This is a genomic window from Pseudomonas sp. 01L34 (genome assembly GCF_056400265.1).
Genome location: NZ_JBFTSX010000003.1, coordinates 440,954 through 456,208 on the forward strand (window position 1 = coordinate 440,954; position 15,255 = coordinate 456,208).

A 15,255-nucleotide genomic window follows, 5' to 3' on the forward strand; every position below is an offset into this window, starting at 1 on the left:
TTTTAAAGATCAAAAGATCGCAGCCTGCGGCAGCTCCTACCGGGTAAATACCATCCCGACGTAGGAGCTCCCGTAGGCTGCGATCTTTTTGCGGTTTGCATACACTTCGTTGATTTACCCGAGAGCTTTTCCTTGGCCCACCCCGCCCAACGCCGCTGGTATCCCCTGGTCTTCGCCATCGCTGCGCTGGTCCTGCTGCCCCTGAGCGTCCTGCTTCTTTCCTGGCAAACCATCGATCAGCAGATCTGGTCCCACCTGTGGGACACGCAGATGCCGCGGCTGCTGGGCAATACCCTCACGCTGGTCGTCGGCGTTGGCATCGGCGTGACGCTGTTGGGCGTCAGCCTCGCCTGGCTCACCAGCCTCTGTGAGTTCCCGGGGCGGCGGTGGCTGGACTGGGCGTTGATGCTGCCGTTCGCGATTCCTGCCTACGTGCTGGCCTTTGTCTTTGTAGGCCTGCTGGATTTCGCCGGGCCGGTGCAAACCCTGTTGCGCGAATGGTTCGGCAGTGGTCTGAGGCTGCCGCGAGTGCGTTCCACCGGTGGCGTGATTCTGGTGCTGGTGCTGGTTTTCTATCCCTACGTTTACCTGTTGGCGCGCACTGCATTTCTGGCTCAGGGCAAAGGCCTGATGGAAGCGGCGCGAGTCCTTGGGCAATCCCCATGGCAGGCGTTCTGGCGAGTGGCGTTGCCCATGGCTCGTCCGGCGATCGGCGCGGGGGTGGCGTTGGCGCTGATGGAAACCCTGGCGGATTTCGGTGCGGTGTCGGTGTTCAACTTCGATACCTTTACTACCGCTATCTACAAGACCTGGTACGGCTTTTTCAGTCTCTCCACCGCCGCGCAACTGGCCAGCCTGCTGCTGTTAGTGGTGATGGTGGTGTTATATGGCGAGCGCCGGGCTCGGGGAGCCAACCGGGCGGGCAACGAACGGCCGCGGGTCAAGGCGTTGTATCACCTGCATGGGGTCAAGGCGCTGGCGGCGATGAGCTGGTGTGGTCTGGTGTTCGCCTGCGCCTTCGTCATTCCCATGCTGCAACTGCTGGTGTGGTTCTGGCAACGCGGGCGCTTTGATCTGGACGAACGTTATGCCGGGTTGATCGTACACACCCTGTACCTGGGCGGCATGGCGGCGTTGATTACTGTCAGCGTCGCGCTGCTGCTGGCGTTTGCCCGTCGATTGGCACCGACCCGGGTGATCCGTTCCGGCATCAGTCTGGCCAACCTCGGCTATGCACTGCCGGGCTCGGTGTTGGCGGTGTCGATCATGCTGGCGTTCAGTTATCTGGATCGCGAACTGGTGATTCCGCTGTCGGGCTGGCTTGGCGGCGCGGGCAAACCGTTGCTGCTGGGCAGTCTGTCGGCGTTGTTGCTGGCCTATCTGGTGCGATTCATCGCCGTGGCTTACGGGCCGCTGGAAAGCAGCCTGGCGCGTATACGGCCCTCTTTGCCCGAAGCAGCACGTAGCCTTGGCGTCAGTGGGCCACGACTGTTTTTCAAAGTGTATCTGCCGCTGCTGCTTCCGGGCACGTTGAGCGCTGCGTTGCTGGTGTTCGTCGACGTGCTCAAGGAAATGCCCGCGACCCTGCTGATGCGCCCGTTCGGCTGGGACACGCTGGCGGTGCGGATCTTTGAAATGACCAGCGAAGGCGAGTGGGCGAGGGCCTCGTTGCCGGCAATGACCCTGGTTCTGGTCGGGCTGTTGCCGGTCATCGGATTAATCAGAAGGTCGGCGCATCGAAACGGCTAGGTGTCAGTCCTACACCTTGCGGCTACAATGCGCGGCATTCGGTGCGGTCCGTCTTTCAGACCGGGTTGCTGAAATCGGCTGAAAGCCTTTATTTCAAGGCATTTCACCCCGTACAGCGGCTGTCCGCACCTTCGCCACGCCCGGAAGGAGAAACCCATGGGACAGCGCACGCCTCTGTATGACCTTCATCTCGCCCTCGGCGCGAAGATGGTCGATTTTGGCGGTTGGGATATGCCTCTGCATTACGGCTCGCAGGTCGAGGAACACCATCAGGTGCGCCGCGATTGCGGGGTTTTCGATGTATCCCATATGACCGTGATCGATGTCGACGGCCCCCAGGCCAAGGCCTGGCTGCAATACTTACTGGCCAACGACGTCGAGCGCCTGCACAGCCCCGGCCGTGCCTTGTACAGCGCCATGCTCAACGAGCACGGCGGTATCGTCGATGACATGATCGTCTATCGCCTCGATGACGGATATCGGCTGGTGGTCAACGCCTCCACCCGCAATCAGGACCTGGCCTGGATGCAGGCTCATCTCGGCGACTTCGATGTGCGGCTCAACGAGCGCTCCGAACTGGCGATGCTGGCCATTCAAGGGCCTCACGCCCGGCACAAGATTGCCGAACTGGTGACCCAGTCCCGCGCTACGTTGATCCAGCAGCTCAAACCTTTCGAAGGTCAGGCCGACGGTGACTGGTTCATCGCCCGCACCGGTTACACCGGTGAGGACGGTCTGGAAATCGTGCTGCCGGCCGATCAGGCGCCGGGGTTTTTCAACGATCTGGTGGGCGCAGGAATTTCCCCGATCGGCCTCGGGGCGCGCGATACCTTGCGGGTCGAAGCCGGCATGAACCTGTACGGTCAGGATATTCATCAAGACGTTTCGCCATTGGCTTCCAACATGGCCTGGAGCATTGCCTGGGAACCGGCCACGCGCCAGTTCCTTGGCCGTACCGCCCTGGAGGCCGAGCAGGCCGCTGGCGTGCAGCACAAACTGGTCGGTCTGGTCCTTGAAGAACGTGGCGTTCTGCGGGCTCATCAGGTGGTTCGCATCGCCGATGTTGGCGAAGGGGAGATCACCAGTGGTAGTTTCTCTCCTACGCTTAGCAAGTCGATTGCACTGGCGCGCGTGCCGGCGGCTACCGCCGACCGCGCTGAAGTGGAAATCCGTGGCAAGTGGTACCCGGTTCGAGTGGTCAAGCCGACCTTCGTACGCCATGGCAAAACCTTGATCTAACCTTTTTTGGCGGTCAATGACTGCCGACATTTTTCTTGAGGACACAGAACATGAGCGAAATTCCTGTCGACCTGCGTTTTGCCGAAAGTCACGAATGGGCCCGTCTAGACCATGATGGCGGCGTGAAAGTGGGTATTTCAGACCATGCTCAGGAAGCCTTGGGTGATGTGGTGTTCGTCGAGCTGCCGGAAATCGGCAAAGTGTTCGCTGCCGGTGAGGCTGCGGGTGTCGTCGAGTCGGTCAAGGCTGCGTCGGATATCTACTCGCCGGTCTCCGGCACAGTCATTGCCGTCAACGAAGAGTTGGCCAACAGCCCGGAACTGGTCAACAGCGCGCCTTATGACAGCTGGTTCTTCAAACTGGAGCCAAGCGATACCTCTGAGCTGGACAAGCTGCTCGACCCGATGGGCTACAAGGCCGCCATCGGCGAGTAATACCCGCTTTGCAGGAGCTGTCTTCGGCAGCTCCTGCAAAGGCCGAATCAAGTCCGCAACACGGCTTTCACCGCAGCCACCGAACGCTCGACATCCGCTTTATCCATGGCCGTGAACATCGGCAGCGAGACGATCAGTCGTCCGACCCGTTCGGCGACCGGGAACATGCCTTCCTTGAACCCGCGTTCGCGGTAAAGACTCAGCAGGTGGATCGGCGGGTAGTGATAGCCGATACCCACTCCCAGTGCCTGCATCTGCTCCATGAAAGTGGCCCGTGCCGGTTTGCCATCCTGGCGTTCCGGGAGCACCAGTTGGAACAAATGCCAATTGCTGTTCTCGAAATCCGCCGGGGGCAGTTGAGCACCGTACTGCGCTTCGAAGTCCTCGCCGAAGCAAGCGAAGTAATGTTTGGCCAGCTCACGACGATGAGCGGTGATCGCTTCGATGTGGGCAAACTGCCCCAGGCCAATGGCTGCCGCGACATCGGTCATGTTGAACTTGCCGCCCAGCACATCAACCTCCAGCCCGTCGAAACCGCTGCGGGTGACGCCCTGCAAGCGGTACTTTTCCGCCAGCCGCGCTTCCTCGGCGTTGTTCAGTACCAGGCAACCGCCTTCTGAACAGGTGACGTTCTTGTTCGCCTGGAAACTGAAGGACACGAAATCGCCAGTCGCACCGATTCGCTGGCCGTTCCAGCTCGAACCCAATGCTTGGGCGGCATCTTCCACCACTCGCAAACCATGCTTTTTTGCAATCGCGTAAAGGCGCGTCATGTCCATGGGCAGTCCCGCGAGAAACACCGGGATGATGGCTTTGGTGCGTGGGGTAATCGCTGCTTCAAGCTGCGTCAGGTCTATATTGCGGGTGACTGGGTCGATGTCGGCAAACACCGGCGTGGCGCCAACTTCCAGAATCACGTTGGCGGTGGCCACCCAGGAAATCGGCGTGGTGATCACTTCATCACCCGGTCCGACGCCGGCAATTCGCAATGCGATCTCCATGGTGCAGGTGCCGGAATTGAACGTACGCACTGGGCGCCCGCCGAAATATTCCGAGAGTTGCGCTTCAAAAGCCTGCACCTTGGGGCCGCTGGTAATCCAGCCCGAGCGCAGCACATCGCCGACAGCGGCAATCGTGGCTTCATCGATGGTGGGTTTGGAGAAGGGCAGGAAAGACAGTTGGCTCATAAATGTGGATACCCGATCAGCGAACGTTTGTAGGCGCCGAGCATAATGATCCGGATTGACCGACAGCGCCACGCCATCCGTGCCGGTATCGACTGCTATGCTGCTTTGACCGAGTTGCATCGACGCTGAGCGCCAGTCATGAGAGAGCCCGTCATGTCCCAGTTGCCGTCCCTGAGCCAGTTACGCGACCCCAATACCTTCCTGCGCCGCCACCTCGGGCCCGATGCCGCCGAGCAGCAGGCGATGCTCGACAGCCTGGGCCTTGGCAGCCGCGTCGAGTTGATCGAGCAGACGGTGCCGCCGGGAATCCGCCTGAACCGACCGCTGGACCTGCCGCCGGCCCTCGATGAGGTAGCCGCACTGGCCAAACTGCGCGGCTACGCCGAACAGAACCAGGTCTGGACCAGCCTGATCGGCATGGGGTATCACGGCACCCTCACGCCAGCCGTCATCCTGCGCAACGTGCTGGAAAATCCCGGTTGGTACACCGCTTACACGCCTTACCAACCGGAGATTGCCCAAGGCCGGCTCGAAGCGCTGTTGAATTTCCAACAGCTGACCATCGACCTGACCGGCCTGGAACTGGCCAACGCCTCGCTGCTGGATGAAGCCACGGCGGCCGCCGAGGCCATGGCGCTGGCCAAGCGTGTCGCCAAGTCCAGAAGCAATCTGTTCTTCGTCGACGAAAACTGTCACCCGCAGACGATTTCCGTGGTGCAGACCCGGGCCGAAGGGTTCGGTTTCGACCTGGTCATCGACGCTGTGGATAACTTGAAGCAGCATCAAGTGTTCGGCGCGTTGCTGCAATATCCCGACACCCATGGCGAAATTCGCGACCTGCGTCCGCTGATCGATCATCTGCATGCCCAGCAAGCCTTGGCCTGCGTCGCCACCGACCTGCTCAGCCTGTTGTTGCTGACTCCGCCGGGAGAGTTGGGCGCCGATGTGGTGTTCGGTTCATCCCAGCGCTTCGGCGTGCCCATGGGGTACGGCGGCCCGCACGCGGCGTTTTTTGCCAGCCGCGACGAGTACAAACGCGCGATTCCCGGGCGGATCATCGGCGTGTCGAAAGATGCTCGCGGCAATGTCGCCCTGCGCATGGCCCTGCAAACCCGCGAGCAACACATTCGCCGGGAGAAGGCCAACTCGAATATCTGCACCGCCCAGGTGCTGCTGGCCAATATCGCCAGTTTCTATGCGGTCTACCATGGCCCGGAAGGGCTCAAAAATATTGCCCAGCGTGTCCATCGGCTGACCTGCATCCTCGCCGCCGGTCTGGAACGCCATGGCGTTACACGTGTGAACCAACAGTTCTTCGACACCCTGACCCTGGAGGTCGGTGGCACTCAGACCGCGATCATCGAAAGTGCCCAAGCGGCGCAGATCAACTTGCGCATTCTCGGTCGCGGGCGGTTGGGCCTGAGCCTCGATGAAACCTGTGACGAAGGCACCGTGGCGAAGCTGTTCGATGTATTTCTCGGTGCCGACCATGGGCTCAACGTCGAGGAACTGGATGCTGAGACCCTGGCGTCCGGCATTCCTGCAGGATTGCAGCGCAGTACGCCTTATCTGCGTCATCCGGTGTTCAACGCCCATCACAGCGAAACCGAAATGCTGCGTTACTTGAAGCAGCTGGAAAACAAAGACCTGGCGCTCAATCAGTCGATGATCCCGCTGGGATCCTGCACCATGAAGCTCAATGCCACCAGCGAGATGATCCCGATCACCTGGCCGCAGTTCGCCAACCTGCACCCGTTCGTGCCGAAAGAGCAGGTGGTGGGTTATTCCTTGATGATCGAGGAACTGGAACGCTGGCTCTGCGCAATCACCGGTTTCGATGCGATCTGCATGCAGCCCAACTCGGGCGCCCAGGGCGAATACGCCGGGTTGCTGGCGATCCGTAAATATCACGAGAGTCGTCATCAGGGCGCGCGGGATATCTGCCTGATCCCGTCTTCGGCCCACGGCACCAACCCGGCCTCGGCGCAAATGGCCGGGATGCGGGTAGTGATCGTCGAGTGCGACGAGGCGGGTAATGTCGATCTGGAAGACCTGAAAGAAAAGGCCATCGAGGCGGGGGACAAACTCGCCTGCCTGATGGCGACTTATCCTTCGACCCATGGGGTCTACGAGGAAGGCATCAGCGAGATCTGTGAAGTTATCCACCGCCATGGCGGTCAGGTATACATGGATGGCGCCAACCTCAACGCGCAAGTCGGGTTGGCGCGGCCGGCAGACATCGGCGCCGACGTGTCGCACATGAACCTGCACAAGACGTTCTGTATTCCCCACGGCGGTGGGGGGCCGGGGATGGGCCCGATTGGTGTCCGGGCGCACTTGGCGCCGTTTGTCGCCAATCACCCGGTGGTGCCGATCGATGGCCCGCTGCCGGGGAATGGTGCGGTAAGCGCAGCCCCTTGGGGCAGTGCAAGCATTCTGCCGATCAGCTGGATGTACATCGCGATGATGGGGCCGCAACTGGCGGATGCGAGTGAGGTGGCGATCCTCGCCGCGAATTACCTGGCGCAGCATTTGTCCGGGGCGTTCCCGGTGCTTTACACCGGGCGCAACGAGCGCGTGGCCCACGAATGTATCCTCGACTTGCGTCCGCTCAAGGTGCTGACCGGGATCAGCGAAGAAGACGTTGCCAAACGCCTGATGGACTACGGCTTCCATGCGCCGACCATGTCATTCCCGGTGCCGGGGACGTTGATGGTCGAACCGACCGAGAGTGAATCGAAGGCGGAACTGGACCGTTTTATCGATGCGATGCTGAGCATTCGCGCGGAAATCAACGAGGTGCAGAACGGCAACTGGCCGGCGGAGGACAACCCGCTGAAGCGTTCGCCGCATACCCTGGCCGACATCACCGGTGTCTGGGAGCGGCCGTACAGCATCGAGCAGGCGGTGACGCCGGATGCACACACCAAGGCCCATAAGTACTGGCCGGTGGTGAACCGTGTGGACAATGTCTACGGCGATCGCAACCTGTTTTGCGCGTGTGTGCCGGTGGATGAATACCGCTGAAGTCACTCGCCCCGACAAATCAGGGGTGAAAAAATGCCGCTCATTTAGAGCGGCATTTTTTGTTCAGCAACGAACCTTACTTCGAGGCGATGGCATTCTTCGCCAGGATGGCGTTCGCCAGTTCCATGTCCGTGGCTTGCAGGCCAGGGTTTTCAGCGCGGACTTTCTGCATGGCGGCTTCCAGATAGGGGCCGCGAATAGCGCCGTCACTGGCGACAAAGCTACCGGCGTCGTCCTGGGCGGCGACGATCAGCTTGTGATCCCTGGAGGTCAGGTAGGACGTACCGGTGGTGGCACCGGAAGTAAGGACGTTACGCAAAAAGCTGTCATCAGCCATCGCCGAACCGACTTGAAGGGACAACACGGCGACGGTAGCGACAGCAAGTTTGAGACGCATAAAAGGTGACTCCACTGGGTTTTAACTGCGGCCTTTGATTGCCAATAACCCAATCGAGTTCCGTGACGTTAGTCGGCCCGCTCCACCAGTAAAATCGCCCCTTGTTGCCCGATCACCCGAACACGGCTGCCGGACGCGGCTTCAGGCCCTCGGGCCATCCACACACCGTCGGCGACCTTGATCTTGCCGCGGCCATCGACAATCGCTTCAGTGACCACGAACACCTTGCCGATCAGCTCTTGCCCTCGCAGGTTCAGGTTCGGCTGATCGCTGGCCCGCACCACACTGCGCTGACGTCTCCACCAGTACAGGGCGGTGAGGATCGAAAAAACGGCAAACAACAGCACCTGCCATTCCCAGGGTAAACCCGGTATCAGGAACTTCAGCACGCCGACGGCGGCGGCTGCCATGCCGATCCACAGCAGATAACCGCCGGCACCGAACACCTCGAGGATCAGCAACAGCGCACCGAGGGCCAGCCAGCTCCAGAACGAGAACAGTTCCATGGGCGGCGACCTCAGCCTTTCTTGCCGTCGAAGGTGGCCTTGACGATTTCGCCGATGCCGCCGACTGCACCAATCATCGAACCGGCTTCGAGCGGCATCAGGATCACTTTGCTGTTGTTGGCCGAGGCCAGTTTGCCCAAGGCATCAATGTACTTCTGTGCGACGAAGTAGTTGACCGCCTGCACGTTACCGCCGGCGATGGCTTCGGACACCACTTTGGTGGCCTGGGCTTCGGCCTGGGCCTGACGTTCCCGGGCCTCGGCTTCGAGGAACGCCGCCTGACGACTGCCCTCGGCTTCGAGAATCTGCGCCTGCTTCTTGCCTTCGGCGGTGAGGATCGCCGAAGCGCGCAAACCTTCGGCTTCCAGAATCTGTGCGCGCTTGATCCGCTCGGCTTTCATCTGGCCGGACATGGCGGCCATCAGGTCGGCGGGAGGGCTGATGTCCTTGATCTCGATCCGGGTGATCTTGATGCCCCACGGCGCCGTGGCTTCGTCGACGGTGCGCAGCAGTTTTTCGTTGATGTTGTCGCGCTGGCTGAGCATCGCGTCCAGCTCCATGGACCCGAGCACGGTGCGGATATTGGTTTGCAGCAAATTGCGCACGGCATGTTCGAGGTTGTTCACCTCGTAGGCGGCCTGGGCAGTATTGACCACCTGGAAGAAGCACACAGCGTCGATCTGCACGGTGGCGTTGTCGGCGGTGATGACTTCCTGGGGCGGAATGTCCAGCACGCTTTCCATCACGTTGATCTTGCGGCCGATGCGGTCCATCACCGGAATGATGATGCTCAGGCCTGGCTTGAGGGTGTTGGTGTAACGGCCGAAGCGTTCGACCGTCCATTCAAACCCTTGGGGCACCACTTTGAAACCCATGAAAAGAATGGCCACGACCAGCGCGACGAAGAGAATCAGTGCAATGCTCATAACGGTCCCTGTCCAGTCTGGATTGAGTTGCGATGACCAGAGTGTAGGGCAAAAGGTTTGGATGCGACTTGGGGGAAGTATCCGAGCGCAATCTGTAACCTATTTCTGCTCACTCTGCGGTGTCACCCGCAACACCTCTTCAATCGTGGTCAACCCCGCCGCCACTTTCTGCGCCCCCGACAACCGCAAACTGCGCATGCCTTCCTTGAACGCCTGACGCCGGACCGCCAGCAAGTCGGTGTCGGGGTTGATCAGCGCTTTGATGCCATCCGTAAGCTGCATGATTTCGTAAACCCCGGCGCGACCGCGATAGCCGGTTTCGCGGCATTCCAGGCAACCGATGGCGCGCTGGGCATTGGTCGGCAGTGGCGCTTGCCAAGGCCGGGTCAGGGTTTGCCAGTCGTCTTCGCCCAACGTCAAGGGGGCCTTGCAGTGAGGGCATAACGTACGCACCAGGCGCTGGGCCATGACCCCGAGCACCGTGGCCTTGATCAGGTAATGCGGCACGCCGAGTTCCAGCAGGCGGCTGATGGCACTCGGGGCATCGTTGGTGTGCAATGTCGACAGCACCAGGTGCCCGGTGAGTGCCGCCTGAATTGCCATCTCGGCGGTTTCGAGGTCGCGGATCTCGCCGATCATGATGATGTCCGGGTCTTGTCGCATCAGCGCGCGCACGCCGGCGGCAAAGGTCAGGTCGATGTTGTGCTGGACCTGCATCTGGTTGAACGCCGGTTCGACCATTTCGATCGGGTCTTCAATGGTGCAGAGGTTGACCTCCGGCGTCGCCAGTTTTTTGAGGGTGGTGTACAGCGTGGTGGTCTTGCCCGAACCGGTTGGCCCGGTCACCAGAATGATGCCATTGGGCTGGCGGATCATGTCTTGCCAGCGGCGCAGGTCCTCGGCGGAAAAACCCAGTTGATCGAAGTCCTTGAGCAGCACTTCCGGGTCGAAGATCCGCATCACCATCTTCTCGCCGAACGCTGTCGGTAATGTCGACAACCGCAGCTCGACTTCGCCGCCGTCCGGGGTCTTGGTCTTGACCCGGCCGTCCTGGGGTTTGCGTTTTTCCGCAACGTTCATCCGCCCCAGGCTTTTCAGGCGGCTGACGATGGCCATGGTCACCTGCGGCGGGAATTGATAGACGTTGTGCAGCACGCCGTCGATGCGAAAGCGCACCGTGCCTTGCTCGCGCCGGGGTTCGATGTGGATATCGCTGGCCCGCTGCTGGAACGCGTATTGGAACAGCCAATCGACGATGTTGACGATGTGTGCATCGTTGGCGTCCGGCTCCTGGTCGCTGGCGCCGAGGTTGAGCAATTGTTCGAAGTTGCCCAGGTTGCTTGTCTTCTGATCGGCGTTGGTGGCGCCGGTGACCGATTTAGCCAGGCGGAAAAACTCCACGCTGAAGCGCTGGATATCCACCGGGTTGGCCACCACGCGCTTGATCGGCAGTTTCAATACGTGGGTCAGGTCGACTTCCCAGCCGCTGACGAAGGGCTGGGCGCTGGCCACGGTGACGGCATCGCGGTCGATGGCCACCGCCAGAATCTTGTGGCGCTGGGCGAAGGCATAGGACATCAGCGGCGTAATGGCGGCGACGTTGATTTTCAGTGGGTCGATGCGCAAGTAAGGCTGGCCGGCCTGCTGGGACAGCCACAGCGTCAGGCTTTCCAGATCGAGGTGTTTACCGGGACGGCTGAGGTCGTCCAGGTGTTGGCTGGCGATGAACTCCAGCGGATGTTGCTGAGCATTGGTGGCATGACGGCGGCGGGCGTTGAGTGCGTGTTCGGCCGAGTCCTGGCTGACAAAGCCCTGGGCGACCAGTTCACGCAGCAAATCGTTAAGGTCCAGCCAGCGGTCCTGAGTGGCAAGTTGAACGGACATGCGGGCTCCTTATGAACAACCGTTCGCAAAGGATAGCTGGGCACCCGCAGACCGTTGGGCCACTACCCGACCAACACGTGTCGGGTTTTTTCAGGGGAGGGGGTCAGCCCACTGCCTGCGCCGGCTCCTGCCACGCCGAATCGGCCGCTTGCAGATTCACCGAGCAGACGCTGATCAGGTTACGCAGCTTTTCCGCGATCACCTGGGCTCGGTGCCAGCTCAGGCCGTCCATGACGATGTCGATCGATAGCAGATCGTCCAGGCGCTGCACGTTGACCTGCTGCGGCGTCAGAAACTGCAAGGCGAACAGATTGAGCGCGCGGCACAGCAGATCCGGCTCGGCCTCGGCCAGCAGTTGGTATTGAACGCGGCAGTGGGTGTTGCTGACGTTCCAGACATCGGCGCGGGCGGGCGCGGTGTTCACGGCTTCGAGGGGCGGCATGGTCAGGCTCCAAAATCATTGGAGGAATTTTTACATTCGGTGTGGGGTATTTCTTATCTATGATTGGGCTTGTTGACGATTTATCGAATAGATCAATTCAAGATCATATTAATTTCAGGTTTTTCTATGCATAGCGAGCTGGATGGCTACGACCGCAAGATTCTCGCGTTGCTGCAAGAGGACGCTTCGCTCTCCAGCGCGCAGATCGCCGAACAGGTGGGACTCTCGCAGTCGCCCTGCTGGCGGCGGATTCAGCGGATGAAGGAGGAGGGGATCATTCGCGGTCAGGTGACGTTGCTTGACCGAAAGAAAATCGGCCTCAACACGCAAATCTTCGCCGAGATCAAACTCAACGCCCACGGGCGCTCGAACTTCACTGAGTTCACCGAAGCGATTCGCGGTTTTCCCGAAGTGCTGGAATGTTATGTGCTGATGGGATCGGTGGATTTCTTGTTGCGGATCGTCACGGCAGACATCGAGGCTTATGAGCGTTTCTTCTTCGAGAAACTGTCGATGGTGCCGGGGATACAGGAGGTCAACTCGATCGTGGCTTTGTCGGAAATCAAATCCACGACGAGTTTGCCGGTGTTACGTTGATTGTTGCGGTAGAGGTTTTTTGTGGCGAGGGGGCTTGCCCCCGTTGGGTCGCGAAGCGGCCCCAAAAGCTTTGCGACTGCTTCGCAGCCGAACGGGGGCAAGCCCCCTCGCCACAGGGTGTTACAGACGCAGCAGGGTCTTCCAGGCACGATTCTGATACACCGCAATCGCCTGCTGCTTACGCGCATCCAGCGACTCATCGGTGATCGGCTCGTTAGCTAGCAGGGCAAGCTGTTTCAGCTCACCGTACAGGCGATCCATTTCCGGGATGTCCAGCACGCTACGGGCGTGGTGCAGCCAGGCCTGGATACGCTCGATGCGCGGCAGTTGTTCGGCCAGGTCTTCCGGCTGTTGCTGGTAACGCTGCAGTTGCAGCGAGTTGGCTTCTTCGCCCAGAAGGCGTGGCAGCCAGCTGCCCAGTTGCGCGGCGCCCTGGCGATTGCCACGGGTGTTGCGATCGGCAGCCCAGGTACGGGCCAGCAACCAGCGCGAAGTGTTCAGCGAGAACAGGCCCCAACGCGGATCTTCCAGCTCTTCGAGGAACTGCTCCGGCGCGGCTTTGCGCACGTCTTCGTCGTCCAGGCCGGCCTGTACCAGCGGGCGCCAGTCTTCCAGCAAGGCATCCAGCGCGACCCGCAGATCGTGAGTCGACTGACGCGGCGCGGCTTGACCGAGGCTACTGATCAGCGCGCGCATTTCAGCGAGGTTTTCGACCCAGTCCTGCAGCAGGCGCCAGTGGCCATTAAAGCGATATTGCTCGGCCAGGCGCTGGCTGCTGCCAAGCAAATGCCAGCACAAGGCGGCGAACGCATCGTCCAGTGGCATTTCGGCGGTGATCTGCGGCGCCGGCAAGCTCAGCGAGTAGCTGTTGGCGTCGAACAGGCGATAACCGCGTTCGGCCTTGCTGATGTCGCATGGCATCAGCGGCAGGGTCGCGGCCAGTTCGGCGGCCAGTTCCAGCAGTGCGGCCGGCTCGCCTTCGCGCAGTTCCAGTTCCAGCTCGCAGATTTCTTCTTTCTGCTTGCCGACCACCACGTGGCCCAGGTCCAGCGCGGCTTCGATGACCACTTTGGTCTTGCCACGGCCCCAGGCGATTTCCGCGCGTTCACGCACGAAATCGGTGGTGAAGATGGCTTTCAGGGTTTTCTTGTCCAGTTCGGCCAACTGCTCGGGCCAGCATTCGCCGTCGAGCTTCTTCACGTCGAGTTTGGCTTTGGGCAGGTGCCAGTCGTACTCGTGACGTTCGGACAGACCGGCGACGCTCTGGCCACGGGTCTTGAGGGTCTGAATCACTTCTTCGCCATCGCGGCGCAGGCGCAGGGCAACCTTGGCGCGGGCCAGGTCGCGCTCGGGCGTGTCGAAGTACTGGTTCATCAACTCACGGCGTTCCCAGCCACTTTTGTTGCGTTTCTTCAGTAACGGGTGCTCGCGCAGGGCGGCGAGGGTTTCGCGGCTGACGCGGAGTTTGATTTCGGTTTCTTTCTGCATGGCCGGAAAATCCAGGATCGGGAGCGCAGCCGGGGAAATGTGTGGCTGCCAAGGTCGTGCAGTGTACAGGACTCAAGGGTTGTAGGGTCTGTTGACGCTTGGTGACGGCCGCGACGGTTTATTCCTGTCGCCGGATGGCTCTATGATGGACTTCAATTCGGGAGTTGGGAGTCAGCGATGCCTTTGCCGTCCATGAAAGATCAGTTCGCTGCGCTGATCGCCGCGCCGTCCGTCAGCTGTACCCAACCGAATCTGGATCAAACCAATCGGCCGGTCATCGACTTGTTGGCGACATGGCTCGGGGAGCTGGGTTTTGCCTGCGACATCCAGCAGGTCAGCCCCGGCAAGTTCAACCTGCTGGCCAGTTTCGGTTCCGGTCCCGGCGGCCTGGTGCTGGCCGGTCATAGCGATACGGTGCCGTACGACGCGGCGTTGTGGCAGACCGACCCGCTGAAACTGACGGAAGTGGACGGCCGTTGGGTCGGCCTGGGCAGTTGCGACATGAAGGGCTTTTTTGCCCTGGCCATCGAAGCCGTCAAACCCTTGCTCGACCAACCATTCAAGCAACCCTTGCTGATTCTTGCGACCTGCGATGAAGAAAGCTCGATGTCGGGTGCGCGTGCCTTGGCCGAAGCCGGGCGACCACTAGGTCGTGCGGCGGTGATTGGCGAGCCGACGGGGTTGAAACCGATCCGTCTGCACAAAGGCGTGATGATGGAGCGCATCGATATCCTCGGTCAGAGCGGTCACTCCTCGGACCCGAGCCTGGGCCATAGCGCCCTTGAAGCCATGCACGATGCCATCGGCGAACTGCGCGGCTTGCGTCTGGCGTGGCAGCGGGAATTTCGTAATCCGCAGTTCAGTGTGCCGCAGCCGACGATGAATTTCGGCTGCATTCACGGTGGCGATAACCCCAACCGCATCTGCGGCCAGTGCTCGCTGGAATTTGACTTGCGTCCGCTGCCGGGCATGGACCCCAGTGCCCTGCGCGCGGCGATTTTGCAGAAGCTCAACCCTATTGCCGCACGGCACCAGGTGAAGATCGATTACGCGCCATTGTTCCCCGAAGTGCCGCCATTCGAGCAGGCCGAAGACTCGGAATTGGTGAGGGTCGCCGAAAAGCTCACCGGCCATCGCGCCGAAGCAGTGGCGTTCGGCACAGAAGCGCCTTATCTTCAGCGCCTTGGCTGTGAAACACTGGTCTTGGGCCCCGGCGATATCGCCTGCGCCCACCAACCGGGGGAATACCTCGAAATGTCACGTTTGCAGCCTACCGTGCATCTATTACGTCAACTGATCGAACATTACTGCCTGACGCCGGCGTCGCTCGTATAAATTGCCAGTGTCACTACCCGTACTTATGAGGAGAGCGCGCGTGT

13 protein-coding genes are annotated in these 15,255 nt (G+C 60.7%); 6 read left to right on the forward strand and 7 right to left on the reverse strand.

Annotated elements, in window-relative coordinates; all coding sequences use genetic code 11:
- Positions 1-132: 132 nt before the first annotated feature.
- The 3 genes from AC1DQM_RS10600 to gcvH all read left to right on the forward strand — a co-directional run bounded on the left by AC1DQM_RS10600 (position 133) and on the right by gcvH (position 3,422).
- Positions 133-1,749 carry an ABC transporter permease gene (locus AC1DQM_RS10600; RefSeq protein ID WP_477746143.1) on the forward strand — a complete coding sequence of 539 codons (1,617 nt, stop codon included), beginning with the start codon at positions 133-135 and terminating at the stop codon, positions 1,747-1,749.
- Positions 1,750-1,905: 156 nt separating this feature from the next.
- Positions 1,906-2,988, forward strand: a complete 1,083-nt coding sequence (gcvT, locus tag AC1DQM_RS10605; protein WP_413697668.1) for a glycine cleavage system aminomethyltransferase GcvT — start codon at positions 1,906-1,908, stop codon at positions 2,986-2,988.
- Positions 2,989-3,038: 50 nt separating this feature from the next.
- On the forward strand, positions 3,039-3,422 hold the full coding sequence (gcvH, locus tag AC1DQM_RS10610; protein ID WP_138866476.1) for a glycine cleavage system protein GcvH: 384 nt from the start codon (positions 3,039-3,041) through the stop codon (positions 3,420-3,422).
- Positions 3,423-3,469: 47 nt separating this feature from the next.
- Here the strand turns inward: gcvH and AC1DQM_RS10615 are convergent, their stop codons facing one another.
- Positions 3,470-4,609 (reverse strand): DegT/DnrJ/EryC1/StrS family aminotransferase, encoded by a 1,140-nt coding sequence (locus AC1DQM_RS10615; RefSeq protein WP_477746144.1) that lies wholly within the window; start codon positions 4,607-4,609, stop codon positions 3,470-3,472.
- Between the two features lie 153 nt (positions 4,610-4,762).
- On the opposite strand from AC1DQM_RS10615, the gene gcvP reads away from it, so the two are divergent.
- Positions 4,763-7,636 (forward strand): aminomethyl-transferring glycine dehydrogenase, encoded by a 2,874-nt coding sequence (gcvP, locus tag AC1DQM_RS10620; protein WP_477746145.1) that lies wholly within the window; start codon positions 4,763-4,765, stop codon positions 7,634-7,636.
- A gap of 76 nt (positions 7,637-7,712) precedes the next feature.
- On the opposite strand, the gene AC1DQM_RS10625 is transcribed toward gcvP, so the two are convergent.
- The 5 genes from AC1DQM_RS10625 to AC1DQM_RS10645 all read right to left on the reverse strand — a co-directional run bounded on the left by AC1DQM_RS10625 (position 7,713) and on the right by AC1DQM_RS10645 (position 11,791).
- Positions 7,713-8,033, reverse strand: a complete 321-nt coding sequence (locus AC1DQM_RS10625; protein WP_018927594.1) for a DUF2388 domain-containing protein — start codon at positions 8,031-8,033, stop codon at positions 7,713-7,715.
- Between the two features lie 68 nt (positions 8,034-8,101).
- A complete protein-coding gene (locus AC1DQM_RS10630; RefSeq protein ID WP_477746146.1) occupies positions 8,102-8,539 on the reverse strand; it encodes an NfeD family protein in 438 nt (145 codons plus the stop codon).
- Positions 8,540-8,550: 11 nt separating this feature from the next.
- Positions 8,551-9,465, reverse strand: coding sequence for an SPFH domain-containing protein (locus AC1DQM_RS10635; protein ID WP_007940374.1), 915 nt, complete (start codon positions 9,463-9,465; stop codon positions 8,551-8,553).
- Positions 9,466-9,564: 99 nt separating this feature from the next.
- Positions 9,565-11,349: a type IV pilus assembly ATPase TfpB gene (gene tfpB, locus AC1DQM_RS10640; RefSeq protein WP_028939117.1), complete on the reverse strand. Its 1,785-nt coding sequence runs from the start codon at positions 11,347-11,349 to the stop codon at positions 9,565-9,567.
- Between the two features lie 103 nt (positions 11,350-11,452).
- Positions 11,453-11,791, reverse strand: a complete 339-nt coding sequence (locus tag AC1DQM_RS10645; RefSeq protein ID WP_477746147.1) for a hypothetical protein — start codon at positions 11,789-11,791, stop codon at positions 11,453-11,455.
- A gap of 126 nt (positions 11,792-11,917) precedes the next feature.
- Here AC1DQM_RS10645 and AC1DQM_RS10650 point away from each other — a divergent pair, with 126 nt between their 5' ends.
- Complete coding sequence (locus tag AC1DQM_RS10650) at positions 11,918-12,388, forward strand: Lrp/AsnC family transcriptional regulator (RefSeq protein WP_018927598.1); 471 nt, start codon at positions 11,918-11,920, stop codon at positions 12,386-12,388.
- Between the two features lie 120 nt (positions 12,389-12,508).
- Here AC1DQM_RS10650 and AC1DQM_RS10655 read toward each other — a convergent pair whose 3' ends face one another.
- Complete coding sequence (locus AC1DQM_RS10655) at positions 12,509-13,876, reverse strand: CYTH domain-containing protein (RefSeq protein WP_138866473.1); 1,368 nt, start codon at positions 13,874-13,876, stop codon at positions 12,509-12,511.
- A 177-nt stretch (positions 13,877-14,053) separates the two neighbouring features.
- On the opposite strand from AC1DQM_RS10655, the gene argE reads away from it, so the two are divergent.
- The gene (argE, locus tag AC1DQM_RS10660) at positions 14,054-15,211 is read left to right on the forward strand and encodes an acetylornithine deacetylase (protein WP_064621029.1); all 1,158 of its coding nucleotides are present in this window, start codon (positions 14,054-14,056) and stop codon (positions 15,209-15,211) included.
- Positions 15,212-15,255 lie beyond the last annotated feature (44 nt).